The 23308-nt window shown below is 63.9% G+C and carries 23 protein-coding genes; 3 read left to right on the top strand and 20 right to left on the bottom strand.

Annotated features, from left to right (window positions below):
• Positions 1 to 29: 29 nt before the first annotated feature.
• The 3 genes from C7451_RS01845 to C7451_RS01835 are packed head-to-tail and all read right to left on the bottom strand — an operon-like array spanning position 30 to position 1422.
• Positions 30 to 413 (bottom strand): helix-turn-helix domain-containing protein, encoded by a 384-nt coding sequence (locus C7451_RS01845; RefSeq protein ID WP_110297256.1) that lies wholly within the window; start codon positions 411 to 413, stop codon positions 30 to 32.
• A 9-nt stretch (positions 414 to 422) separates the two neighbouring features.
• A complete protein-coding gene (locus C7451_RS01840; RefSeq protein ID WP_279629483.1) occupies positions 423 to 665 on the bottom strand; it encodes a type II toxin-antitoxin system RelE family toxin in 243 nt (80 codons plus the stop codon).
• Positions 666 to 723: 58 nt separating this feature from the next.
• Positions 724 to 1422 (bottom strand): S24 family peptidase, encoded by a 699-nt coding sequence (locus C7451_RS01835; protein WP_110297254.1) that lies wholly within the window; start codon positions 1420 to 1422, stop codon positions 724 to 726.
• Between the two features lie 126 nt (positions 1423 to 1548).
• On the opposite strand from C7451_RS01835, the gene C7451_RS01830 reads away from it, so the two are divergent.
• Both C7451_RS01830 and C7451_RS01825 read left to right on the top strand, forming a co-directional pair.
• On the top strand, positions 1549 to 1734 hold the full coding sequence (locus tag C7451_RS01830; RefSeq protein WP_110297253.1) for a hypothetical protein: 186 nt from the start codon (positions 1549 to 1551) through the stop codon (positions 1732 to 1734).
• Positions 1731 to 2063, top strand: coding sequence for a hypothetical protein (locus C7451_RS01825; protein ID WP_110297252.1), 333 nt, complete (start codon positions 1731 to 1733; stop codon positions 2061 to 2063). Before C7451_RS01830 ends, C7451_RS01825 begins: the two co-directional genes overlap by 4 nt.
• A 45-nt stretch (positions 2064 to 2108) precedes the next feature.
• On the opposite strand, the gene C7451_RS01820 is transcribed toward C7451_RS01825, so the two are convergent.
• The 4 genes from C7451_RS01820 to C7451_RS01805 form a co-directional block, all read right to left on the bottom strand.
• A complete protein-coding gene (locus C7451_RS01820; RefSeq protein WP_110297251.1) occupies positions 2109 to 6377 on the bottom strand; it encodes an LVIVD repeat-containing protein in 4269 nt (1422 codons plus the stop codon).
• A 16-nt stretch (positions 6378 to 6393) separates the two neighbouring features.
• On the bottom strand, positions 6394 to 8217 hold the full coding sequence (locus C7451_RS01815) for a hypothetical protein (RefSeq protein WP_244181510.1): 1824 nt from the start codon (positions 8215 to 8217) through the stop codon (positions 6394 to 6396).
• A gap of 345 nt (positions 8218 to 8562) precedes the next feature.
• Complete coding sequence (locus C7451_RS01810; protein WP_167398404.1) at positions 8563 to 10542, bottom strand: heme-binding protein; 1980 nt, start codon at positions 10540 to 10542, stop codon at positions 8563 to 8565.
• Between the two features lie 98 nt (positions 10543 to 10640).
• Positions 10641 to 12023 (bottom strand): multiheme c-type cytochrome, encoded by a 1383-nt coding sequence (locus C7451_RS01805; protein ID WP_110297248.1) that lies wholly within the window; start codon positions 12021 to 12023, stop codon positions 10641 to 10643.
• A 261-nt stretch (positions 12024 to 12284) separates the two neighbouring features.
• Here C7451_RS01805 and C7451_RS01800 point away from each other — a divergent pair, with 261 nt between their 5' ends.
• Positions 12285 to 12962 (top strand): Crp/Fnr family transcriptional regulator, encoded by a 678-nt coding sequence (locus tag C7451_RS01800; protein ID WP_167398393.1) that lies wholly within the window; start codon positions 12285 to 12287, stop codon positions 12960 to 12962.
• A gap of 132 nt (positions 12963 to 13094) precedes the next feature.
• Here the strand turns inward: C7451_RS01800 and C7451_RS01795 are convergent, their stop codons facing one another.
• The 13 genes from C7451_RS01795 to ctaD form a co-directional block, all read right to left on the bottom strand.
• Complete coding sequence (locus C7451_RS01795; protein WP_110297246.1) at positions 13095 to 13691, bottom strand: fasciclin domain-containing protein; 597 nt, start codon at positions 13689 to 13691, stop codon at positions 13095 to 13097.
• 26 nt (positions 13692 to 13717) lie between these two features.
• Entirely contained in the window at positions 13718 to 14500 is a 783-nt protein-coding gene (locus C7451_RS01790) for an SDR family oxidoreductase (RefSeq protein ID WP_110297245.1), read from the bottom strand.
• On the bottom strand, positions 14497 to 14880 hold the full coding sequence (locus tag C7451_RS01785) for a dihydroneopterin aldolase (protein ID WP_110297244.1): 384 nt from the start codon (positions 14878 to 14880) through the stop codon (positions 14497 to 14499). The genes C7451_RS01790 and C7451_RS01785 overlap by 4 nt, the downstream gene beginning before the upstream one ends.
• Positions 14881 to 15047: 167 nt before the next feature.
• Positions 15048 to 15944, bottom strand: a complete 897-nt coding sequence (locus C7451_RS01780) for a class I SAM-dependent methyltransferase (protein WP_110297243.1) — start codon at positions 15942 to 15944, stop codon at positions 15048 to 15050.
• A 9-nt stretch (positions 15945 to 15953) separates the two neighbouring features.
• Positions 15954 to 17369: a threonine synthase gene (thrC, locus tag C7451_RS01775; protein ID WP_110297242.1), complete on the bottom strand. Its 1416-nt coding sequence runs from the start codon at positions 17367 to 17369 to the stop codon at positions 15954 to 15956.
• 66 nt (positions 17370 to 17435) lie between these two features.
• Complete coding sequence (locus tag C7451_RS01770; protein ID WP_060980150.1) at positions 17436 to 17942, bottom strand: GNAT family N-acetyltransferase; 507 nt, start codon at positions 17940 to 17942, stop codon at positions 17436 to 17438.
• Between the two features lie 18 nt (positions 17943 to 17960).
• Positions 17961 to 18548, bottom strand: a complete 588-nt coding sequence (locus tag C7451_RS01765; protein WP_110297241.1) for an SURF1 family protein — start codon at positions 18546 to 18548, stop codon at positions 17961 to 17963.
• The gene (locus C7451_RS01760; protein WP_110297240.1) at positions 18545 to 18943 is read right to left on the bottom strand and encodes a DUF983 domain-containing protein; all 399 of its coding nucleotides are present in this window, start codon (positions 18941 to 18943) and stop codon (positions 18545 to 18547) included. The genes C7451_RS01765 and C7451_RS01760 overlap by 4 nt, the downstream gene beginning before the upstream one ends.
• Before the next feature lie 30 nt (positions 18944 to 18973).
• On the bottom strand, positions 18974 to 19789 hold the full coding sequence (locus C7451_RS01755) for a cytochrome c oxidase subunit 3 (protein WP_110297239.1): 816 nt from the start codon (positions 19787 to 19789) through the stop codon (positions 18974 to 18976).
• Between the two features lie 42 nt (positions 19790 to 19831).
• Positions 19832 to 20407, bottom strand: a complete 576-nt coding sequence (locus C7451_RS01750; protein ID WP_110297238.1) for a cytochrome c oxidase assembly protein — start codon at positions 20405 to 20407, stop codon at positions 19832 to 19834.
• The gene (locus tag C7451_RS19890) at positions 20404 to 20562 is read right to left on the bottom strand and encodes a hypothetical protein (RefSeq protein ID WP_167398392.1); all 159 of its coding nucleotides are present in this window, start codon (positions 20560 to 20562) and stop codon (positions 20404 to 20406) included. Before C7451_RS19890 ends, C7451_RS01750 begins: the two co-directional genes overlap by 4 nt.
• A complete protein-coding gene (locus C7451_RS01745) occupies positions 20559 to 21449 on the bottom strand; it encodes a heme o synthase (RefSeq protein WP_167398403.1) in 891 nt (296 codons plus the stop codon). Before C7451_RS01745 ends, C7451_RS19890 begins: the two co-directional genes overlap by 4 nt.
• Before the next feature lie 176 nt (positions 21450 to 21625).
• Entirely contained in the window at positions 21626 to 23293 is a 1668-nt protein-coding gene (gene ctaD, locus C7451_RS01740) for a cytochrome c oxidase subunit I (RefSeq protein WP_110297236.1), read from the bottom strand.
• Between the last annotated feature and the right edge of the window lie 15 nt (positions 23294 to 23308).

Below are 23308 nucleotides of genomic sequence, written 5' to 3'. Positions count from 1 at the left end.
ATGTGGCAAGGATGGTGGGAGGGCGCAAGTCAGTCGTCTTCGATCGACCAGAGCGGCGCCTCAAGCGCCGTCGCGATGGCCCGGCGCAACTTGGCAGCACCGCGCGCTGAGCCGGTCTCGATCTTGCTCAGCCAGACTTGGCTGCATCCGACCTGCGCTGCCAGATCAGCCTGCGACACTCCCCGATATTTGCGCCATGCGGCAATCGGTGACAGTTCGTCGTTGAGGATGAATTCCAGCACTTCGCCGGGCATGCCGCCCTCGCCCTGACGGATACGCTCAAGCTGCAATGTCGCGGCGATCACGTCCTCCGCATCTTCTGCAAGTTCGCGCAGGCGTTCGAACTCGGCGGCAGTGAGCACGACCATCCTGGTGCCATCGGGTGCCGTGAAATGCTGCGGTTCGTATCCCATTATCCAACCTCAATCATAAGCACTGCCACGCGAGGCGACCCGGACCACGTGCACCACGACCATATCCTGGTTGAAGATCACTCGCCAATCGCCAACCCGCAAACTCCAGAGCCGCTCCTCACCCTGCAACCGCTTGACCTGATTGGCCAGGCTTGCTGGGTCCGCGGCATATTGCGCGACCTTCGCCTGGATGCGCTTTGCAGTCGCCCTATCGATCGAGCGCAGCGTCTTGAGGGCATCACGGGCGTAGATGATCTGGCGAACGCCGCCGCGTTATAACAAAACGTGCAAAAATCCAATAACCAATCGTTTAAACCCGCCGCCCGGCCCAGATCACGCGGCCCACGATATGCACGCTCTCCGGAGCGACATCGGGATAGCTGGGATAGAGCGCGTTGTCCGAGGTCACCGACAGCCGCCCATCGGGCTGGAACGCCAGCCGCTTGACGATCAGCGCATCGTCCATGCGCAGCACATGGATGCCGTCGCGGCGGCGCGCATTGGCCCCATCCTGCATCGCGACGAGGATATCGTCGCCATCGCTGAGCGTCGGGGCCATGGAATCGCCCTCGACGCGGATCATCGTCACCGCGTCCGACCCGGCACCCAGCCGACGCAGCCACGCTTCATCGAAGGCAATCTCGGCGACCGGTGCCTCATCCTCCGCCAGCGCGCCTGGGCCTGCGGATGCGCCGACCGCGAGGCGCGGGATCAGGCGCATACGTGCGGGCAGCGTGCGGTGCGGCTGGCTGACACGGACAGGTACGCGCCCTGCCCTGCCCGGCCTTGCCTGCACATCATCGGCGGGTGCGCCGAGCTGAGCTTCGCTGACGCCGAAGAACTGCGCGAGGATGCGCCGGTCGCGCTCGTCGAGCCTTTTGGGCGTGCCGCGCCGGATGAACTGCTGGATATAGGCCGGGTTCTTGCCGAGCAGCTGCGATACCCCGGCAAAGCTCACGCCCCGCGCCGCGATCAGCCTTTCCAGCGTCTGGCGAACATCCTGTTCCATAATGGACATATAGCATTGCGCAGGATTTTCTCAAGGATATTTCCTACACTCCGCGAATCGCTTATAGGAATATTCCTACGATTATCCCGCGGGGCGCCCCCGCCATTTGAACCGGAGGAAAATGCGATGCCGCTGCTGCGCCTGGTCGAGAAATTCCTGCGCGAAACGGGGATGCCGCGCACCCGCTTCGGTCGCCTGTCGGCGCGCGATCCGCGGCTGGTCGATGACCTGCGCCGGGGCCGCGAGCCGCGCGAGGCCTTGCGGAACCGAATAGAACATTTCATGAACATCTACCGACAGGAGCAGGCATGATCCACCAGAAGATTCGCCACGACCCCGCCACGGCGCTGATCCGCGCGGTGCTCACCCTGGCGCGCGGCGCGGCCGAGCTGGACGAACATCGCGGCACGAATTGGGCCAGCGCGACCTTTACCGGCATGCGCCATGTCATGCGCGTCTCGCTGTCCGGCGATGAGGGGCTGCGCACCGGCGAATGGCTGGCACGCATCCTGCCGGAACATGAATTCCATATCGCCGGCCATCTGGTCGCCGACATCACCGTCAGCGAGATCCACCGCCGCGACGAGGGCATGCCCGCAATGACGCTGACCATCGAGGCGCTGACGGTCGAGGCGGACTGACGTCCGCCTCTTCCCTCTCCTGTCCCCGGAATTCCTGAAGCGCCTCTACTGCCCCTTTGCCGCCAGCATCGCCGGGCGCGGGCCCAGCCAGTCGGCCATGGTCACGGTATCGCTGACCTTGTAAGGGCGGCCGGCGCTGTTGAGGAAAAGCTTCTCCATTTCCGAGCGATTGAACGGCCGCGAGCCCAGGCGCCCGAAGATCGCCATCTGGCCGCCCGATTCATCGACACCCCGGTCGCGGTCGAGCCCCTTGGCCACCGCCAGCGCCGCCGAGGGGGTCCTGGCCCATGCGATCAGGTCCGGCCGCGGATCGGGCGAGAAGCCGTAGAAATTGGGCTGGCTCGACGGCGAGGTCAGCTGCAGCACTTTCATGCCGTTACGACCATCGGCGACATAGGCGAACAGCGTCGCATTGGTCGATCCGACGATCACGTCCTCGGCATCGGTGAGCTGCCCTCCGGCATTGTAGCGGATATACTCGCGCGGCGCCTCGGGGTTGGTGACATCGAGGATCACCAGGCCGTCCTGCTTGGCCGCGACATAGGCGAAAGTGCGGGCAAGGTAGAGCTTGCGCGCATTGGCCAGCCTTACCGTGCCCGAGGGAACAGCCACCGGCGCTTCCAGCCGGGTGATGTCGAACAGCTTGATGCCGTCCGCATCTGTGACCCACAGATAGCGGAACTGCACCGCGCTTGCCCGCGCATCGTTGAGCGGCAGCACCGCCATCAGCTTCGGGTTGAGCTTGCTGTAATCATAATCACGCGGCGGATTGGGCGGGATCGGGTCGGACAGCCGCACAACGACCAGCCCGGCATCGGCGGTGATATAGGCATAATCGCCCGCCAGCGTGATGTGCCGCGCCCCCTTCAGCACATTGTCCGGGTTCCAGGTCAGCGTGCGCTTGAAGAAATTGTTGCGGAACTCGCCATCGGCCAGCGTGTCGATATTGACCGCGATCAGCCCTTCGACGCTGTCGGTGACAAAGGCATAATGATAGACCGCATGGAACGGCTGTTCCTGATTGGCCTCGCGCATTTCCGGCGTGTTGCGGCTGGGCGCGATCGGCTGGGTCGTCGCGATCGCCATGCAGGTCGCATTGGTCGTCTTCACATGCGTGTCATGGCCCAGCGACGAGAAGGGCGCGCGGATGATCCGCTCGGAAAAGCCCTTGTTGCCGATCGAGGCGATGTCATAGGCGCGGAAACCGCCCCTGCCTTCCGCGACGAACATGTACTCGCCGCGATTCTGCAGGCAGTTGACCGCGCCGTCAGTGCCCTGGACGACATTGGCAAATTCCTCGCGGGCATAGGTCTCGCCCGAGAACTTGTCGTCGAAGATCGGCCCGCGCGTCCAGTTCTTCAGCTCGCGGCCGTTCTGTTCGACATGCAGCTTGTAATAATCCGGATAGGCATAGCGGTGCAGATAGGAACCGATCACCGCCTGCGGCTCGTCCCATTCGGTCACCCGCACCGCCTCGAACCCGCCCTCCAGCCCGAACCAGCTGTTGAGGCCCACGAAGTTGACGAAATTGGTGCCGAGCAGCAGCAGCTGCGCCATCACCGCATTATTGTCGTTTGCCTCGCTCAGATGGCAGTCGCTGCACTGCTTGGTTTCGGTCTTGCGGACGGTGTGCGGGAAGTGCGGCGCAAACGCCTGTGACGAGAAGCCCGGTGCCGAGATCGGCGGCTGCTGCACATAGATGCGCTCGCGGTTGATATTGGTCGAGGACAGGATCAGCGCCGAGGTCGAACGGATCGGGGCGATGATATTGCCTTTGCTCGTCTGGTGGCGGCCGATCTGGAACATCTCGTCCCGCGCGACCTGCGGGTTGTAGGTCGCATAGTTGCGCGTCTCGTCTTCCTCGTACTTGTGGACCTTGGCCTTCCAGTTGGCCTCGATCGGCAGGTGGCAGCCGCCGCACGATGTCGTCCAGCTCAGGTGGCAGGTGAAGCAGGCCATCTTGTCGGTATCGTGCGCGCGGTTCTCCTTCGAGACCGCCAGACCAAAACCGTATTTGCCCGTCTCCGCACCGTCCTTCGCCATCAGCTTGGAGCGCGCGGCCTTGGGGTTGAAATCGGGGCTGTCGGGATTGACCGCATCCTTGACCAGGCTGACCTTCCACGACAGTTCGGGGTCGAGAACCGAACGCTGGATCAGCACCCGCCGTCCGGTCGCATCCTTCATCCATTCGAAGCGACGCTGGCCATCGGGATTGCGGATCAGCGCCAGATTGTTGCCCTTGGGCCGCGCAGCGAGGTTCGAAGTGAACAGCGTGGGATAAGCGTCAGCCGTGCCGTGGCAGTCCTTGCAGCCGATCTCGACCGCGTTGGCGACCTCGCCATAGATCAGGCCGTTGCCGTGCCCGTCCTGGCTGAAATGGCAATCGACGCACTGCATGCCGAGTTCGGCATGGATGTCCATCATGTGCACGGCCTTGCCCGGATTGGTGCCCACGGGCACGAACTTGCCCTCGCCTGCCTTGCGGAATTTCTCCGGATCGTCGGGGGAGACCATGTTCGCGGTATCGGTGCCCCAGGTCGCCATGTTTCCTTCCGCGTCGAGCAGATTGCCCTTGCGGTCGCGCTTCAGGATCGCGCGGAAGTTCCAGCCATGGCCGTGATAGTCGGCGAACTGGGTGTCCCTGGCCTCGGTGTTGAGGTTATAGACGTTGCGCACGAAATCGAGGTCCGACCACAAGCCACGCGGCGATGCGCCTTCGGGGTTGCGGTCGAGCGTCGCGCGCACTTCCTTGGCGGTGGGGTAATGCTGGCGCTTGTAGATGCGCTGATAATCCTCTTCCGACATGCCATCGGGCCTGGGCGCACGGTTCTCCGGCCCCGGCCACAGCAGAGGCGCGTCGGATTCATAATCCCACATCGTGTAGCCGAGATAGCTGTTCAGGAAGATGTTCGGCTGGTGCATGTGGCAGTTCATGCACTGCGCGGTCGGGATCGCGCGGGTAAAGGCATGCTTGAGCGGATGGCCCTTTTCCTTGAACGCCGCCTTTTCCGCGCCATGGCCATCGCCGCCGCCATGCGACGAGCCATGCTCGCCCGCGCCCTCGGCCAGGACAGTGCCATGATCGCCGCCATGGCCAGACTTGTGCTCGCCGCCATGCTCCTCGTGATGCTCGGCCGCATCATAGGTGCCGTAGCGACCGGGCCGCTTCTGGCCTTCCGTCAGGCTGGCGATCGTCGGGTCGTCGGTGATCGTCTGGCCGTCGCGGCCATATTTGGCATAGACCAGGCTGTGCCGCGGCTCGCGGTCATTGGCATAGACGACATGGCACGCGGCGCAGCCCGAGGAGCGATAGTCGCCCGGCTGGTCGTTGGTGCCCATCTGCCACAGGAAAGGATCGTTCAGGCGGGTCTTGTGGATGTTGAGCACCGGGATCGCCACGCGCAGACCGGTGCCGGGACCACGGTTCGACTGCTTGAGATCCGGGCGCCCCGGCTCTTCCAGGCGCTGGATGATGCCGCCGATATTGGGCAGGCCGATTTCCGGGAAGGTCGGGTTGATATTGCGTCCGCCGCGCTCGAACACGCGGAAGATGTCACCCGGCGGAATGATGTGCCAGGTCGGCAGCGGATACATGACCGGCAGAGCGCCGCGCGCCTTTTCCGCCTCGGTCACCGTGCCATGCGCCGCCCCCGGCTCGGTCGCGGCAGACTTGATCATCGCCGGCTGGCCGTCGCGGGTGAAGCTTTCCCCGAAGATGTAGTTCTTGAACGGCACGATGCCGTTATTATAGGCCGCGCCGCCCCATAGCATCGCACCCGTCGCCATCAGCGAGCGCTCCGATGCCTCGATGATCTCGATATGGCAGGCGCCACAGGATTCGCGCACCACGCGATAATCGGACGGATTGACGAAGCGGATGAACTCGGGCGCTTCCTTGGCGAGCAGCGCATAGGAGCGCTGCGGATTGGCCGAATTCGGCCATTTCCACGCCACCGGATATTTGGGCAGGACATGGCTTTTCAGCAGCGCGTCTTGATAGGGCAGACTTTCGCGACCCCAGGCATTGTCGCCCATCACCGTGGCATCGCCGCCATGGCAGTCGGTACAGCCCAGTACCACGGCGGGCGAGGCGTGCATCGTCTTGTGGTCGCTGGCGGTGTGGCAGCTCTGGCAGCCCACGCTCTTGGCATCGGCCTCGGCCCATTCCTGATTGGCGGGCGCGGGCGGCGTGAACGTGTATTTGACCTTTTGCGGCTTTTCCTTGCCCGAGGCGAGCAGCTGATCGGCGGGAAAGGCTGCAAAGGTGACAAGCAGCAGGCTCGCCAGCAGCAGCTTCCAGTTCAGGGCGGGCATGACGCCGCGCCGCCGGTCAGTACGCCAGGATCGCATTGAAAAGCACCGAATAAAAGAGGTCTGACTTGCCCGATTGGGTGAACAGGTCGCGGAAGCCGCGCGAGGGATCGAAGATCGCGCCCGAGAGGCGGAACACCAGGTTCTGGTTGGCATTGGGCCGCCAGATCGCCGCCGCCGAGACATCCCAGCCGATTGACGAGGGCACCGTGCCTTCCTGGCGCAGCGCCTCCAGCGTGTCGGTCTTGTGGAACCACAGATGGTTGACGTTCGCCGACAGCCGGGTCGTCGTGCTGAGATCGAAATCTGCGCCCGCGCCCAGCAGGACCGTGCCCGGGTTGTTGAAGTTCGACTGGCCCTGTTCCTTCGAGGAACGCAGGTTGTTCAAAATGCCGTTGCGCGTGTTGACGCCGACCGCGCGCCCGCCGCCCGCGAACGGGATGACCTGACGGATCCAGTAGCTGGTATCGGCGCCGGCAAAGATCGGGTTCTCGAAGATCGCGTCGAACCCGGCCTCGGTATCGTTATACGGATCGCCGTCGCCGCTGGCGAAAAGCCCCTGCAGGCGGAAGCGCGCCCAGTCATTGTCGTAGCTCAGTTCCGCTGCGCCGAAATAGCTGCGGATATCGGCCTTGCGGCTGGTGAAGAAGCTGTTGCGATCCTCGCCGAACGCGCCATAGGCCTGGCCGGTGATGTTGATCCGCCCGATCCGGCCATCGACCGCATAGCCCAGATACACGACATCATATTCGCGGCTGCGCAGGTCGCCGAGCAAGGCCGGGCGCACCGGGAAGCCGTTATCGTCGATCTTGAGCTCGCGCCCGCCCTCACGGTTCATGTTGTAGGTGACCGAAACCTGGCTGGTCAGGCCGACCAGCGGAAAGTCCTGACGGTAGAGATTGGCGAAGAACACCCAGTCGTCGCGTGGCGTGTCGACCACGCTGTTGAGGCCCGAATTCGTGTCCTTTTCCAGCCGCCAGAAGGCGCCGAGATTGAACTGGATGCGGTTGTTGTCGCGATTGCCGAACAGGCGGATGCCGAGCTGATTGTCCTGGAACAGGAAGCCGCGGAAATCGGCCTGCATCGGCTGGATGCCCGCGCGCAGCGAGATGAAGTCATAGCGCGAGGTATCGAACTGGCCGAGGTGATAGTCGATAAAGGCTTCCTGCACGCCCACGAAATGGTCAGTGCGCTGGGTCGGCCGGGAAGGTTCGACGAACAGGATGCGGCGTTCGTTGACATCGACATGGTTGACCTGCGCTGCCAGCACCAGGCGATATTCGATCGCGGGCGGCTTGTACGCGGTCTCGCCCTTGAGCAGCGAGAAACCGGCAATCACCGTCTGGGCCAGAACCAGCGAATCCGCCCGGCCGAAAACATCCAGGCTATCTGGCCGCGATGTCGTCTGCACGCCCACCGGGGTCGGAAAACTGCGCGGCTCGATCACGGTATCGGAAACGACATTGGCGATGAAGAACCAGTCATCCTCCTTGAGGAAACCGGGGCGCTTGCCCTTGGCCAGCGGCCGGTCGCCCTTCAGGATATTCTGGTGATAGGGGTCGAGCTTGGAACGGCAGACGCTCGAGAGGTTGGGATAAAGGCCATAGATCGACTGGTCACCGCCCCTGGTCGGGCAGAGCGAGGTAACGATGCGCCAGCGATCCGGCACCGGGAATTCGTCAGTCGGAAAGGCCTCTGGCGCAGGCGCGCGCACGGCCCCCGGATTGTCCTGGGTCACGCGATCCGGCAGCTGCTTCTCGACACCGGGGCGGCGCCGATCATCGATCAGTGCCTCGTCCGCCTCGATCGTGTCGCCATCACCCGCTTCGGGCGAAGGCGGCATGGCCCCCGGTGCCGGCGGCGCTTCCTGATCGGCGGTAAGCAGCAGTTCGCCCTCGCCCGCAGCCATGAAGAACAGCGCATGATCTTCGCCCAGAGGCGAGCCGAGCCGATAGGGTGCGGGGGCGATAGGCCGCAGCGCACGGGCGACTTTCGCAGCCGGTGGAGCGGTGAATTGCGGCTGGATATGCTCCAGCGAGAGATTGCGACCCAGGTCCGCCGCAGCGAGCGCTGCAACAGCGGTGTCCGGCCATTGGCGGAGCACCGGATCGACCACAGGATCGCCGACCATGTCGCCACCCCCGGCGAATGCCACGATCGGGATAAGGGCAACAAGCGGCGCGGTCATTTACAGACCCTCGCAGACGTTCTGGGTGTTGGTATCGAGGAACGGCGCGAACGGGCAGCTGACATAGCGCAGCCGAACCTGCGCATTGCCCACATTCACCACTACCATGTCGGCCCGGATGTCCTTGGGCGCATTGCCCACGCTGCCCACGCGCGCACCGCCATTGTTCAGGCCAAGAAAGCTGACCATGTCGTCCTGATCGATCCCGTCACCCGAAACGCCGATACCGCCGACCAGCGTGTTGCCGCGATAGATCGGCACCGATCCGGGAAATATCTGGATGCCGTTCTGCAGGCGGTTCTGGCCCTGGACGGTATCGGGCAAGGCGGTGCAGCGCTGCGCGGTATCGGTGGGCGATGCGCCCGACACGAACTGCGCATGCTGGATGATGTTCGCCGCGACCAGCTGTACCTGCAGACCGACTGCGAACGGATTGAAGTCCTCGATCGGGCGCGAGAACGGCCCCGGCGGACGGCCCAGCTCGCCATCGGGGAAATAGGGGCGCGAGAGGTTGCCGCCAGCGCGGTCCGAAAACGCGACCTTGCCGGTCAGCGCCTGCGGATCGTTGAGGAAGGTCCGCACCGCCTGGACGAACGGCGCGACGCCGCCGCCGGCCGACATCAGGTTGGAGGCTGCCACCGCGTTCGAGAAAAAGGCCGCGGTGCGCGCCTTTTGCAGCGAAACGTCGGTGCCGAAGATCGGCGCATCGGGCGAACGGACGATACCGAGGATCTGACCATGGGTATCGACGACCGAGATGGTCGCCTGCATGCGGCTGTCGAGCGGACGGCGGATCTGCGCACGCGCGCGGGTCAGCACGGTAAACGCCTCTTCCAGGATCGCCCGCACCTCGGCCGCGCTCAGCGGCTGGCTGACCGATGTTGCATCGGTCCCGGCACGGATCGGATAGCGGTTGTTGCCCGATCCGTCGGTCAGGATGAACGCATCGCTATTGGCGAATTCGGCGGCGCGCGCGGCACGGATGCCCGAGGCTTCGGTGCCATAAGGCGTGCCGGCAATGATCGTCGCATTGGCATAGCCGCGCACCGCGATGATGCTGCCCGCGCTGCCGTTGATCGCCGCGAAATTGGTCGAGAGCGTACCGATGTCGCTGGCAAGGATATCGCTGAACCGCAAGCTGGTGCCATCGACGGTGATCCGGTCGGCGCGGATTGCCTCGGGCGCGACAAAGCCCTGGGTTCCGGCAAAGGCGATTGCTTCTTCCGGGTCGATATCGCGGTCAAGAATGTTGGGATCGAAGCCGTAGTCGCCATCGCCCATCACGCCGATCGCGCCCACCACCACGCCGTTCTTGTAGAGCGGCAGACCACCGGGATCCGCCGCCAGCCCCAGCGGTGACCGCTTGGGGCCGATCAGCGCATTGGCACCGCCTGCTGTCTGGAAGCGCGCGTTGAGGTCCGAACACGGCAGCTGGCTGAACTGCACTCCGAACAGCGGCCCGCTTTCAAGTCCGCGCGTCGATGGCGCTGGCGGAAAATGCTGCTGGACGATCTGGCTGGCCGTGCGGCTGGAAAACGCATTGCCGCTGCTCGAGAGGTAAGCGCCGGTAACCGCCTTCGAGATGGCCGCCATTTCGGCCGGCACATCCAGGCCCTGCGCGTCGATGGTGGGGCTGTTCAACCCGGCCTCGGTCATCGCACTGGTCCGCGCCATGGTCCGCGCGCCGTTCATCCGGAACACGCCGAGGACATTGCCGACACGGTCGACCACCGCGATCACCGACGGCAGGTTGCGGCGTTGCGCTTCGCTGACCGCTTGTGCGATCACCTGCTGCACCTCGCCCACGGTCAGCGCTTCCTGCGCAGGTGCGGTGAAATTGCCCCCTGCCGGCGGCGGCGCGGGGTTGGGGGTCGGCGTGGGGCTGGGCGCGGGCGTGGTGCCGCTGCTATTGCCGCCGCCGCAAGACGTGAGAACCAGCGCCATCGCCGCGAGCGATGCCGTAACCTTGCCCATCCGCATCATGCGCGCGCACTCCGCACCGATGCGACCCGGCCGGAAATTCCAGAACTGACCTCACCAAAACGTCCCACCTTGGTCATCTCCCTGCCCGGCCGGTATTATTGCAGCGACCGGATGGTCCGCACCGCGCCGCCAAGCGCGCGGCGGAATTCCAGTGGCTGATAGGCATTGGGCTCGGCCACCGCGGCGTAAGCCTGGTTGATCTGTGCCCTGAGCGAGGTTGCGGCCCCTCCCGAAACCTGACCCTGGGTGACGAGGCCGCTGAGCAGCGTGTCCACGGCCATCACCGCCTGCACGCTGCCTTCGTAATCGGTAAAGCGAGGGGCGATCGCTTCGCTGGCGATTGTTTCCATGATCGAAAAGGTCTGCGCGCGGGTAAAATCTGTGCGGCTGAACTGATCGGCCAGCGCCATCGCCGTCTGGCGCAGGCGATTGGCCGCCTCCACCGCTGGCCCCCGCCCTTGCGCCATCGCAGCATGGAATGCACGGGTCTGCGCCTCATATTGCTGGGCCATGCCAGGGGCCGCGACGCGCACCGCGGCCGAGAGCATGATCATGTTCTCGTCATTATAGGGCGGCATGCCAGTCGGGATCGGACGGCCAGGATTGGCAAGCTTGGCCGGACGCGCATCTTCTTCATCGTAGATGCGGCGATGGCAGCTGTGACAGTCGAAGAAATAGAATTCGGGAAATGCGCCTTCCTGGCCGATACCGGGCTTGCCGAAGAGGCTGAGCGAGCGCTCCAGCGCGATCGCCTGACCCACCGCCCACATGCGCATGTTGTTGGTCCTGCCCTTGCGCTGGCGATAATCGACGTCCTCGTCATGATGCTGGGTCAGCGTCGAGAACAGGTCGAGCTCGAACGAGATGCGCGGATGGCCTGCAGCCATGATGCGATGGTTGACGAACTGGCCGGGCGCGTCATTGCCGAGATGGCAGTCGAGGCAGACACCAGCGCGCGCCTGCGCATTTTCCAGCGGGATCAACCCTTGCGAGACATTGCGCGCATGGCTGGTACCGGTAGCGTAATGGCTGGACAGCCATCCCGAAGCGGCACCGTGACAGGCTTCGCAGCTGACCCCGTCACTGACCTGATAGCGCGGCCCCCTGGCTGCAGCCGGAGTGGAATGACAACCCAGGCACATCGCTGCCGATCGCGGATCGCCAATACCCAGCTTCTTGCCGATCGCCAGACTGCGCGGCTCGCCAAGCACGCGAAAGGCGCGGGCATGCGCGCCGCCGGGGGTCGACTCTTCCTGCCAGCGCCACAATTCGTCCTGCCGCACCACCTCGCCATCGGCCTCGTTGCGGCCATGGCAGGTCGATCCAGCACAGCTCCCGACACCCATGTGCGTTCCGCGCGCAGCCGCGCCGGCTTGCGCTTCGAGCCGATCGGCCGCAGCGAAATTGGCAATGAAGAAAGCGCCGATGGCCAGGGCGAGACATGCCGCACCCGCAAATGCGGCACGGATTCCACCCAAGCTGTGAACGGCCAAAAGCCCTGAATTGTGCATCGTCGCTTTACCCCCGGCTCCGCACGGAACCGGCCCCCGATAGACTAACGATGCGACCCCTTAGTCTTGTCTTGCTAACTCTTATCGCCGCTTCTCCCCCCAGTTTCAAGGCAATCCTTTCTAACCATGCGGAAAAAGCGCCAGCCCGATCCAGGCGGCGGACTGCCGTGCCGCTTGCTGCAAGGCGGCGCTTTTGCCATGTTGCGTCGTGCATTGGGGAGGGATCGGATGTCGCTGGGGTTGGGATTCGCGAACGGTGCTTGGCTGGGGCATCTGGCGTTCATGATCCTTGCCATTTCCCTGATCGCTCCGCCCATGCCCTGGATGCGACTCGGCATTGTCCTCTCCTCGCTCGCGGGCCTCAGCTATGCCCTCGGCTTTGCCAATGATCTCGGTCTGGCGCTGTGGTTCTTCGTCCTGCTGGTGATCAGCGCGTCGATGCTGTCCCGCTATCTGATGGCCGAGCGCAACTCGCGCTTCTCTGCCGAGGAGGAGGCTCTGCGCGCCAGCTTCATGGGCGACATGACCCGCGCCGGCGCGCGGCATCTGATGGATCAGGGCAACTGGATCACGGGTCGCAAGGGCGAAGTGCTGATCAACGAGGGAGAAGCAATCAGCCATCTGTTCTATCTGCACGACGGCGAGGCGGAAATCACCCTGCACGGTGCGCATGTCGGCGGAGTGACCAGCGGCGACCTGATCGGCGATGCCACCGCCTTGAGCGGCGAACCGGCAACCGGGACCGTACGGCTTGCTAGCGACAGCCGTTTCTGGTGCGTTTCGGCGCCGAAGCTGCGCCAGTATCTCGAACTCCACCCCGATGCCCGCACCGTGATCGAGCGCCAGATCAACCATGCGCTCGATCGCAAGCTGCGCGCGGCCAACACCGCCCTGGCCGGGGGTTGAGCTGACTTCGAAATCGAAAGGATTGTTCGTGGCCCCCGTCAAGGCGGCGGTCCCGCTATATCGCCAGGCTGCGACAGGACCAGGATTCCCGCTTTCGCGGGAATGACGGGGATTGGGAGTAGAAGCTGGCCCCTATTGCTGCGGTTCGAGCACCTGACCGATGACATGGACCATGCCGTTGCTTGCCGCGAGGTCGGCCTGCTGGATCGAGCCGACATCACCGCCGGCGTCGGACAATCTCACCTGGTCAAGTTCGATCGAGGCGTTGATCTTCTCGCCCTGCAACGTCGTGAGCTCGATGCTGCCGCCCTTGTCGCCAATCTGCTTGCGCAGTTCGGCCGCGGTCAGACGGCCGGGAATGATGTGATAGCTGAGCACAGCCGCCAGCCTCGCCTTGTTTTCGGGCAGCAGCAGATCCGCGAGCGCATCGACGCCAAGCTTGTCGAACGCGCTGTTATCGGGAGCGAACACGGTCATCGGCTTGTCTGCAGCCAGCGCCGCGCCCAGTTCCGCCGCCTTGATCGCCCGCGCGAGCGTCGACAGATCAGGGTTGCGAAGCACCACCTCGTCAACCCGCAATATGGCGTCGGGCTCTTGCGCTTCCTGATCCTTGACCTCGAGCGAGGCCGGATCGATGCGCTTCACCGGATCTCCACCGCCGTCATGGCTGCCACAGGCGGCCAGCATCAGGCTGAGCGCAAAAACAGAAGCGGTGGCAGTCAAACGCATGGGTGTCTCCAACAGTCGGCGAGCGGTCAGGCTTGATCCTGCTTGTCCATGAAGACAAAGTCCCGCTCCAGGCTGAGCATATGGGCACCGCCATCCACGAAAAGCAACTGGCCGGTGATCGCAGGCTCCTGGGCGAGATAACGCACCGCGCGCGCAATGTCTCCCGGGTCCGACAATCTGTTGAGAGGCATCCGCGCCGCAAGCCGTGCCATTTGCGCCCCGTCATAGTCGCTGGTCGCCAGCGTCAGGCCCGGTGCCACACCGTTCACCCGTGCCCTTGCCCCGAAGGCCCGTGCCAGCGTGCGGATCGATTCGGCCAGTGCCTGCTTGGACAAGGTATAGCTCAGTTGATCGCCATTGGGGTTGCGCACCCGCTGGTCGATGATCTGGACGATCGCCGGCGTCGCGCCCGCGCCTGCCCCGGCGACGATGGCGCGCGTGAGCAGCATCGGGGCAAAGAGATTCACCGCAAAATGCTGGTGCAGCATGTCGGCCGACATTGTCTGCCAGTCGTCATAGTCGAACAAGGAGGCGTTGTTGACCAGCAGGTCCGGCGCACGACCGAAATGTGCGGTCACCGAATCAACCAGGGCCTGAGGTGCATCTGCATCCGCCAGATCGGCCGCAAAGCCGTGCCAGTTGGTCCTCTGGGCGGCCAGCACATCGGCCAACGCAGGTTCGGGCGTCAGATCACTGCGCCCATGCAGCGCCAGCGCATAGCCCGCGCGGGCGAGTTCGATCGCGATCGCGGCACCCACCCGGCGGAACCCGCCGGTAATCAGGGCGAGCGGGGCCGGGTTGCCGCTCATCGGCGGGTCCGGGTCAGCGTGATGCCGATCGATTCGCCAGCTTCGGCGATCGCCAGCTTGATGATCTTGACCTTGAGCCGGCGGATGCGCGGATCCTGCAGGAACAGCGTCTCGATAACATGGTCGGCCACCGCCTCGATCAGCGTGAAATGCACACCTTCGGGCAGCGCGGTGGAGGCCGCATGCTTCAGGTCCATGTAATTCTTGGAGGCGCTCAGCGGCGTATCGGGCGCATAATGGTCCTCTGCCAGCATCTCCGCCGCTATGGTGAAGCGCAACGGCTGGGGCAGCTTGGTCTCTTCCGAATAGATGCCGGTCAGGACGTTGACGTCGAAATCGGCGACCTCGAGGATCAGGCTATCGGGTTGGGTGTCGGTCAAATGCTGGGCCTGTTCTAGTATATCTTCATCGTCACCCCAGCGAACGCGGGGGTCCCGCTTATCTCTTACCGTCGCAGCAGAAGCGGGATTCCCGCATTCGCGGGAATGACGAAGGGAATTCCACCTTTCCCGCGCGTTGGCAAATTGCTTGCCAAAGCGCAAGTGTTTCACCCGTTCGACCAGCGCGCGAAAATGGCCGTCGGCAGCAATCGCCCGCCCGATTGCTCGCGCACCGCCAGTTCGCCGATCTCGATCCTGCCCGGCAGGTCGGCGAAATGCGCAGCCAGCAGCTCGCCCAGCGCCAGCGCCGACATGCGCACGGCATAGACCGTCAAGAACAGGCACGACGAGCGCTCATCGAGCAGCTTGCGGCAATCGGCGATCAGCGCAGGCAGATGCTCCTCGAGCTTCCACACCTCGCCTTCGGGCCCGCGGCCGAACTTGGGCGGATCGAGCAGGATCGCGTCATAGCGCCTGCCGCGGCGCACCTCGCGCGCGGCGAATTTGACGCAATCATCGACCAGCCAGCGCACCGGCAGATCTTCCATGCCCGACAGCGCGGCATTGGCGCGCGCCGCCGCGACAGATTTCTTCGAGGCATCGACATGGGTCAGTTCGGCCCCGGCGGCGGCCATCGCCAGCGTGCCCACCCCGGTATAGCCGAACAGGTTGAGCGCCCTTGCCCGCTCCTCGCCCCGATGCGCGGCGATATGCCCGCGCAGCCAGCGCCATACCGGGTCCATGTCCGGGAAGAAGCCGAGATGCCGGAACGGGGTGTTGAGTGCCGTCAGCCGCACCTCTTCCCAGGCAAGCGGCCAGCCTTCGCGCGGCACATTGGCTTCCAGCTGCCAGCGCCCGCCGCCGTCCTCGTCCGATCCGGGGATGAACGCGCCATCGGCGTCCCAATCGGCAAGGCTGGTCGGCCACATCGCCTGCGGCTCGGGGCGGATGAACCGGTACGGCCCGTAAGTCTCGAACTTGCGCCCGCCACCACTGTCGATCAGCGTGTAATCGGCGCGCGGTTCGCCGATCATCAGCAGCGGTTGCGGGTCAAGCTCGGCCATGCGCGCGCGTCAGCCCTTCGCCGGGACCGCGCGCTCGGCGATATAGTCGCGCACCGTGGTGTAGTCGCCAGGCAGCTTGTCGAATTTCTCGGCACGCTCGAACAGATCGCCGACCCGCGCAGGCAGGCGTGGACGCAGACCGGTGGCGCGTTCCACGGCATCGCGGAACTTGCTGGGATGCGCGGTCGCGAGCGTCACGCAGGGCACCGAACGGTCGAGCTTACCCGCCTCCTGCAGGCGCTGTGCGGCGCCAAGGCCGATCGCGGTATGCGGGTCGATCATCTGTCCGGCATCGTCCCAGGCGCGGCGCATGGCGATGCCCATTTCCTCGGGGTCGATCCGCGCGCTAGAGAACAGCGACTCGGCACCGGCGCGCATCTCGGGAGAGAGCTGCATCGCCTTGCTTGCCTCGAAGCCTCTCATCCGCGCCGCCGTCAGCGCACCATCACGCCCTTCCAGATCGAACAGCAGCCGCTCGAAATTCGAGCTGACCTGGATGTCCATCGAAGGGGCGGCGGTCGGCGTGACGCTGCCGGCGGAATAATCGCCCGCGCTGATCGCGCGGTGGAGGATGTCGTTGACATTGGTCGCAACGATCAGCCGCGCGACCGGCAGACCCATCTGCGCCGCGACATAGCCGGCGAACACGTCGCCGAAATTGCCCGTCGGCACCGAAAAGGCGACCGGGCGGTACGGCGCGCCGAGTTGCAGCGCGGCGGCGAAATAATAGACGATCTGCGCCATCAGCCGCGCCCAGTTGATCGAATTGACCGCCGACAGCGTGAACCGTCCGGCAAAATCAGGGTCGCCGAACATGCGCTTTACCATCGCCTGGGCATCGTCGAAGCTGCCATCGATCGCGATATTGTGCACGTTCGGTGCCAGCACAGTGGTCATCTGCCGCCGCTGCACGTCGGAGACGCGGCCATCTGGGTGGAGCATGAAGATGTCGACCTTCTCGCGCCCTGCCACCGCATCGATCGCTGCAGAGCCCGTATCGCCCGAGGTCGCGCCGACGATCGTGAGATGCGCGTCGCGGTTCGACAGGAAGCGCTCGAACAGATGGCCGAGCAGCTGCAGCGCAACGTCCTTGAACGCCAGCGTGGGACCGTGAAACAGCTCGAGCAGCCAGTTGCTCTCGTCGATCTGCGCCAGCGGGGTTATAGCTTTGTGCGAGAAGCGCCCATAGGCTGCCTCGCACAGGCCGCGCAGCTCGTCATCGCTCAGGCTGCCCGCCACGAAAGGGGACATGATCCGCACGGCCAGCTCAACATAGGACAGGCCCGCCATCCCCGCGATCTCGGCTTGCGTGAATTTCGGCCAGGAACGCGGAACGTACAGCCCGCCATCGCTTGCCAAACCTGCCAGCGTCACGCCCTCGAAATCGAGCGCCGCGGCTTCCCCCCTGGTGCTGATATAGTCCATGGGGTGGACCCGTTAGCGGTCCTGCCCCTCCCATGCAACCGGCGCGTTGAACGCCGAACGCGCGGATCAATCCTCTTCGGGGCTTTCGTAGAACATCAGCACCGCCGGGCCCTCGGGCGTTTCGATCAGGCCGTGCTCGACAAACCCGGCGTTGACATAGGCGTTGCGGGCGCGCTGGTTTTCCGGATCAGGGTCGATGCACAGCACGCGCACCCCTTGCGCATTGAGTTGCTTCGCCAGCATCGCCAGCAGCTTTGCCCCGTGCCCCTTGCCGATCAGCGACGGCACCCCGATGAAGCAATCGACCGCGCGCGCGCCTTGCGGCAGGTCCTGGAGGTGCTTTTGCGGCCAGGCGTGCACTTCGAAATGCTGGATATAGGCGATCGGATGGCCATCGAGCATACCGATCAGCTGCACCATGTCGGGATTGTCCATATCCTCCATGATCAGCGCGAGCTCGTGCTTGGGATCGCCCCACCATTGTTCGACCTCGGGAGTCTTCAGCCATTGCTCGATCAGCGGCAGGTCCGAATGGGTGACCCGGTGAAAGCCGTAATAATGTCCGCCCTGCATGGTCTCTCCTTCAAGGCATCACACGGACGAAGGGGATCGCGTCCGCCTTGCGACTGCCAGACCATATATAACGGCAGCAATGGCCGCGAATAAAAACCATTGTACCGCATAGGCCCAGTGGTTGTTCGGAATATCTTCCGGCGAAGGTCTCTGCACGGCCTGCAAGCCCGTGACGGGCGGCGCGGCGACCAGCCGGATCAACGCTGCACTGTCGGGCGCGATCACGCCGGTGACCTTGCCGCCGGTCCATGCGGGATCATCGGGCCGCTGCGACCATCCTGCCACCACTTGTGCTCCCGGACCTTCCGCACCGGTGCGACACGATGCGATGTGCACCCAGCCCGAAGCGCCTGTCGCGCTGCGCCCGCTGGCCGATCGCCAGCCAGTGACTTCGAGGCAGTTGACGCTGGAATTGCGATAGAGCGGCAGCGCTTCAGGATCCGGCACGCTGGGCCATGCGAGTGGGGGTTGATCGCCAGCCGCCTTGTATTCCGCCAGCAGCGCCTCCTTCCAGGCCATGCGCTGCAGCTGCCAGACACCGAGCCCGATCATGATCGCAATCGCGATGCCGACGATCAGCGTCGGCCAGAACGGCATTTTCTTCATCTGGAGCCTTTCTCATCGCCGTCCAGGCGTCCTTCGCGCACTTCGGCGCGGGCCTCATGGATCAGCATGGCCGCTTTCGAGACGCGCAAGCTCAGGATCACGAACGCGAAGGTAAGCGGCACCCAGAGCAGGATATGCACCCAGAAAGGCGGGCTCGCCTGGACCTGCAGAACCACGGCAAAGGCGGAGACCAAGGCGCCGATGACGAGGATCAGAAATGCGGCTGGGCCATCGCCGACATTATACGCCGCAAAATCGTGCCCGCAGGCGCGGCAGCGCGGCGCAAAGCGTACCCATCCGGCAAACAATGTGCGCGCACCGCATGCCGGGCATTCGCCAAAAAGGGCAGCCTGGACAAGACCAGACTGCCCTTTTGATGACCGCGGCTCATCCATGATGACCGTCAGCCGTGATGATGACAACCATCAGTGCGTTGCGGCGCCCCAGCCACCCCAGACATAGATGACCAGGAAGAGGAACAGCCACACCACATCGACAAAGTGCCAGTACCAGGCAGCCGCTTCGAAACCGAAATGCTGCTTGGGGGTGAAATGGCCCTTATAGGCGCGCACCAGGCACACGATCAGGAAGATCGTGCCGACCAGCACGTGGAAGCCGTGGAAGCCGGTCGCCATGTAGAAGGACGAACCATAGTTCAGGTCCTTGAACGGGAACGGCGCGACCGAATATTCATAGGCCTGCACGCAGCTGAACACGACACCCAGGATGATCGTGAGCCACAGGCCCTTGATCAGGCCATCGCGATCGCCGTTGATCAGCGAGTGATGCGCCCAGGTTACCGTGGTGCCCGAGCAGAGCAGGATCAGGGTGTTGAGGAGCGGCAGTTCGAAGGCGTTGAGCACTTCGACACCCTTGGGGGGCCAGGTTCCGCCGATCACGTCTGCGGTCGAGGGGAAGAGCGAGAAATCGAACCAGGCCCAGAACCAGCCGACGAAGAACATGACTTCGGAAGCAATGAACAGGATCATGCCGTAGCGCAGGTGCAACTGCACCACCGGGGTGTGGTCGCCCGCATGGGCTTCCTTCACCACCTGTGCCCACCAGCCATACATCGTGCCGACCACGCCGGCAGTACCTGCGTAGAAAACGATGCCGGAGGGATCCATGCTGTGCATCCACAGAATGGCGCCAACCGCCATGACGAGTGCCGCCATCGATCCGGCAAACGGCCAGATGCTGGGGGGAAGAATGTGATAATCGTGGTTCTTTGTTCCGGCCATCTCTCTGGTCCCCGTCGTCCCTTAACGTCTTGAACTAAGCCCTTAACTGCCCTTATTCGCCCGGTCCAGCGGGTAAAAGGTGTAGCTGAGGGTAATCTCTTCGATATCCTTGGTATCCGGATCGGTCAGGATCGCAGGATCCACATAATAGATCACCGGCATCCGCACCGTCTGGCCCGGCTCCAGTGTCTGCTCGGTAAAGCAGAAGCACTGCACCTTGGCGAAATAGCGCCCGGCCTGGGTCGGCGTGACATTGAACGTCGCGGTCCCGGTGACAGGCTTGCTCGACAGGTTGGTCGCCGTGAAAGCGGCCATGTCGCGCGCACCGATGGTGATCTTCTCGGTCGGGTTTTCCGGCTTGAAGCGCCAGGGCAGCGCCGAGGAAACGTTCGAATCGAATCGCACGACGATGGACTTGTCGGTCACTGCGACGCGGTCCGCCGCAGCTTCGCTGACCTTCATCGTGGTGCCGCCAAAGCCGGTCGCCTCGCAGAAGATGCGGTAGAGCGGAACGGCGGCATAGCCGAGGCCGAGCATGCCAAGGGCAAGGCACAGCGCAATGACACCAGCGCGCCGGTTGCGGCGGGCGATTTCGGGACTGATGGTCGCTGCGCTCATCCCCACACCCCGATCTTCACGATGGTGATGACATAGAACAGCACGCACAGCGCAATGAGGATCCCTGCCATGAACAGGGCGCGGCTGCGCTGGCGCGCCCGAAGCTGCGCCAGCACTTGCGGATCGTTGAAGTCGGGAGCGGGCCTTTCGGTCATGCGCCGATCACCGGAACCACCGCCCGATCGACGACGACGGCGGCAAAGATCAGGAACAGATAGACGATCGAATAGGCGAACAGCTGTTTTTCGGGTTTGAGCGCATCGCCCTCGCCCGCCGTGCGGAAACCGACGCGTGCAGCCAGCGCCACAAAGATCGCCGAGAGCACGAACGCGCTGATGCCATAGGTCCAGCCGACCAGGCCGAGCGCAGCGGGTGCCATGACGGTGGCCAGCAGCACCAGCGAATAGCCGAAGACCTGGTGGCGCGTCGATTTTTCACCGGCGACATTGGGCATCATCGGGATGCCGACGCGCGCATAATCCATCTTCACGAAGAGCGCGAGCGCCCAGAAATGCGGCGGGGTCCAGAAGAAGATGATCGAGAATAGCAGGATCGGGAGCATCGTGACGTCGCCCGTCACCGCCGCCCAGCCGATCACCGGCGGAAAGGCCCCTGCCCCACCGCCGATCACGATATTCTGCGGCGTATTGGGCTTGAGCCAGATCGTGTAGATCACGGCATAATAGAAAACCGAAAAGGCAAGGATCGCAGCGGCCAGCCAATTGACGGCCAGCCCCATGATCACCACCGAAAAGCCCGACAGCGCCAGGCCGAACTGCAGCGCAGCCTCGCGGTCCATGCGACCTGCGGGGATCGGGCGGTTGGCGGTACGCTTCATCAGCGCGTCGAGATCGGATTCGTAATACTGGTTGAGCGCGGCGGCGCCGCCCGCGCCCATCGCGATGCACAGGATCGCGACGAAGCCGATGACCGGATGGATGCTGCCGGGCGCGGCCAGCAAGCCGCACAGGCCGGTGAACACCACCAGACGGATCACGCCGGGCTTGGTCAGCGCCCAGAAGTCGCGCCAGTGAGCAGGCATCAGCACACCCGGCTGGGCGGCGATGCTGCCGGGCTGGCCCTGAATCTGCGATACGGCTTCGGTCATGCTCATGTCACTACCCATATGGCAAACCCCTCGCCTTCAAGGTGAGGGGTGCCGGGCCGGATGGGACGCTGTCCCAGTCCGGCCCTGTCAGCGGTGCAACGCTGCTGCGGTCACTTGATGACGGGCAGCGTTTCGAACTGGTGGAACGGCGGCGGGCTGGACAAGGTCCATTCCAGCGTCGTGGCACCTTCGCCCCAGTAGTTGCCTTCGGCACGACGGCCGGCAACCAGCGCATAGGCGATGTTGATGAAGAAGATCAGCATGCCGGCGGCCATGATGGCATAGCCCAGCGAGGCGATCTCGTTCCAATAGGCATAGGCTTCCGGATAGTCGGGATAGCGACGCGGCATGCCCTGACGGCCCAGGAAGTGCATCGGGAAGAACAGCACGTTCACGCCGACGAAGAACACCCAGAAGTGAAGGTGACCCAGCGCTTCGCTATAGTGCCGTCCGCTCATCTTCGGGAACCAGTAGTAAAAACCGGCGAAGATCGAGAACACCGCACCCAGCGAGAGCACATAGTGGAAGTGTGCCACCACATAATAGGTGTCATGCAGGTTGTCGTCGACGCCGCCATTGGCGAGCACGACGCCGGTGACGCCACCCACGGTGAACATGAAGATGAAGCCGAGCGCCCAGACCATCGGGGTCTTGAAGCTGAGCGAACCGCCCCACATCGTCGCGATCCACGAGAAAATCTTGATGCCGGTCGGCACTGCGATGACCATGGTAGCGGCGGTGAAGTACATCTTCATGTTGACCGACAGACCGACGGTGAACATGTGGTGCGCCCACACCACGAAGCCGACGACGCCGATGGCGACCATGGCATAGGCCATGCCGAGATAGCCGAACACGGGCTTCTTGGAGAAGGTTGCGATGATGTGGCTGATGATGCCGAAGCCCGGCAGGATCATGATGTACACTTCGGGGTGACCGAAGAACCAGAACAGGTGCTGGTACAGGACCGGGTCACCACCACCTGCGGCGTTGAAGAAGGCCGAGCCGAAATTGCGGTCGGTCAGCAGCATGGTGATGGCAGCGGCCAGAACCGGCAGCGAGAGCAGCAGCAGGAATGCGGTAACCAGCATCGACCACACGAACAGCGGCATCTTGTTGAGCGTCATGCCCGGAGCGCGCATGTTGAAGATGGTGGTGATGAAGTTGATCGCACCCAGGATCGACGAGGCACCGGCAAGGTGCAGCGACAGGATCGCAAGGTCGACGGCGGGGCCCACCGAACCGCTGGTCGAGAGCGGCGCATAGACCGTCCAGCCGGTACCGGCACCCAGGCCCGAACCGCCGGGCACGAAGGTCGAGCCGAGCAGCAGCAGGAATGCCGGGATCAGCAGCCAGAACGAGATGTTGTTCATGCGCGGGAAGGCCATGTCCGGTGCGCCGATCATGATCGGAACGAACCAGTTGCCGAAGCCGCCGACCATGGCGGGCATCACCATGAAGAACACCATGATCAGGCCGTGCGCCGTGATCAGTACGTTCCACATGTGATAGGCCTGGTCCAGGGTCGCCTCGCTGCCCTGCATCATCGTCGCCCAGCCCTGCAGATACTGCACGCCGGGTTCGGCGAGCTCCATGCGCATCAAGCCGGAAATCGCGCCACCGATGATCCCCGCGACAATCGCGAAGATCAGGTAGAGCGTACCGATGTCCTTGTGGTTGGTCGACATGAACCAGCGCTGGAAAAACGCGGGCTTGTGATCGTCATGTGCATGATCATGGTCATGCAGATCGGCCGGATTGGCGGCAATCGTGGTCATGGTCTTGCCCTGTCC

It is taken from the genome of Blastomonas natatoria (genome assembly GCF_003201955.1).
In the GTDB taxonomy this organism is placed as follows: Bacteria; Pseudomonadota; Alphaproteobacteria; order Sphingomonadales; family Sphingomonadaceae; genus Blastomonas; species Blastomonas natatoria.
The sequence above is the reverse complement of the archived record's forward strand: the minus strand, read 5'-3'. Positions and strand labels throughout refer to the sequence as shown.

Coding starts and splice junctions, on each gene's coding strand:
- C7451_RS01750 (WP_110297238.1), bottom strand. CDS start 20,407: ATGAGCGCAGCGACCATCAGTCCCGAAATCGCCCGCCGCAACCGGCGC.
- C7451_RS01835 (WP_110297254.1), bottom strand. CDS start 1,422: ATGGAACAGGATGTTCGCCAGACGCTGGAAAGGCTGATCGCGGCGCGG.
- C7451_RS01770 (WP_060980150.1), bottom strand. CDS start 17,942: ATGCAGGGCGGACATTATTACGGCTTTCACCGGGTCACCCATTCGGAC.
- C7451_RS01795 (WP_110297246.1), bottom strand. CDS start 13,691: ATGCGTTTGACTGCCACCGCTTCTGTTTTTGCGCTCAGCCTGATGCTG.
- C7451_RS01815 (WP_244181510.1), bottom strand. CDS start 8,217: ATGCCGCCTTCGCCCGAAGCGGGTGATGGCGACACGATCGAGGCGGAC.
- C7451_RS01800 (WP_167398393.1), top strand. CDS start 12,285: ATGTCGCTGGGGTTGGGATTCGCGAACGGTGCTTGGCTGGGGCATCTG.
- C7451_RS01825 (WP_110297252.1), top strand. CDS start 1,731: ATGATCCACCAGAAGATTCGCCACGACCCCGCCACGGCGCTGATCCGC.
- C7451_RS01765 (WP_110297241.1), bottom strand. CDS start 18,548: ATGAAGAAAATGCCGTTCTGGCCGACGCTGATCGTCGGCATCGCGATT.
- C7451_RS01745 (WP_167398403.1), bottom strand. CDS start 21,449: ATGCCTGCTCACTGGCGCGACTTCTGGGCGCTGACCAAGCCCGGCGTG.
- C7451_RS01790 (WP_110297245.1), bottom strand. CDS start 14,500: ATGAGCGGCAACCCGGCCCCGCTCGCCCTGATTACCGGCGGGTTCCGC.
- C7451_RS01760 (WP_110297240.1), bottom strand. CDS start 18,943: ATGGATGAGCCGCGGTCATCAAAAGGGCAGTCTGGTCTTGTCCAGGCT.
- thrC (WP_110297242.1), bottom strand. CDS start 17,369: ATGGACTATATCAGCACCAGGGGGGAAGCCGCGGCGCTCGATTTCGAG.
- C7451_RS01780 (WP_110297243.1), bottom strand. CDS start 15,944: ATGGCCGAGCTTGACCCGCAACCGCTGCTGATGATCGGCGAACCGCGC.
- C7451_RS19890 (WP_167398392.1), bottom strand. CDS start 20,562: ATGACCGAAAGGCCCGCTCCCGACTTCAACGATCCGCAAGTGCTGGCG.
- C7451_RS01810 (WP_167398404.1), bottom strand. CDS start 10,542: ATGCGGATGGGCAAGGTTACGGCATCGCTCGCGGCGATGGCGCTGGTT.
- C7451_RS01845 (WP_110297256.1), bottom strand. CDS start 413: ATGGGATACGAACCGCAGCATTTCACGGCACCCGATGGCACCAGGATG.
- C7451_RS01755 (WP_110297239.1), bottom strand. CDS start 19,789: ATGGCCGGAACAAAGAACCACGATTATCACATTCTTCCCCCCAGCATC.
- C7451_RS01820 (WP_110297251.1), bottom strand. CDS start 6,377: ATGCCCGCCCTGAACTGGAAGCTGCTGCTGGCGAGCCTGCTGCTTGTC.
- C7451_RS01830 (WP_110297253.1), top strand. CDS start 1,549: ATGCCGCTGCTGCGCCTGGTCGAGAAATTCCTGCGCGAAACGGGGATG.
- ctaD (WP_110297236.1), bottom strand. CDS start 23,293: ATGACCACGATTGCCGCCAATCCGGCCGATCTGCATGACCATGATCAT.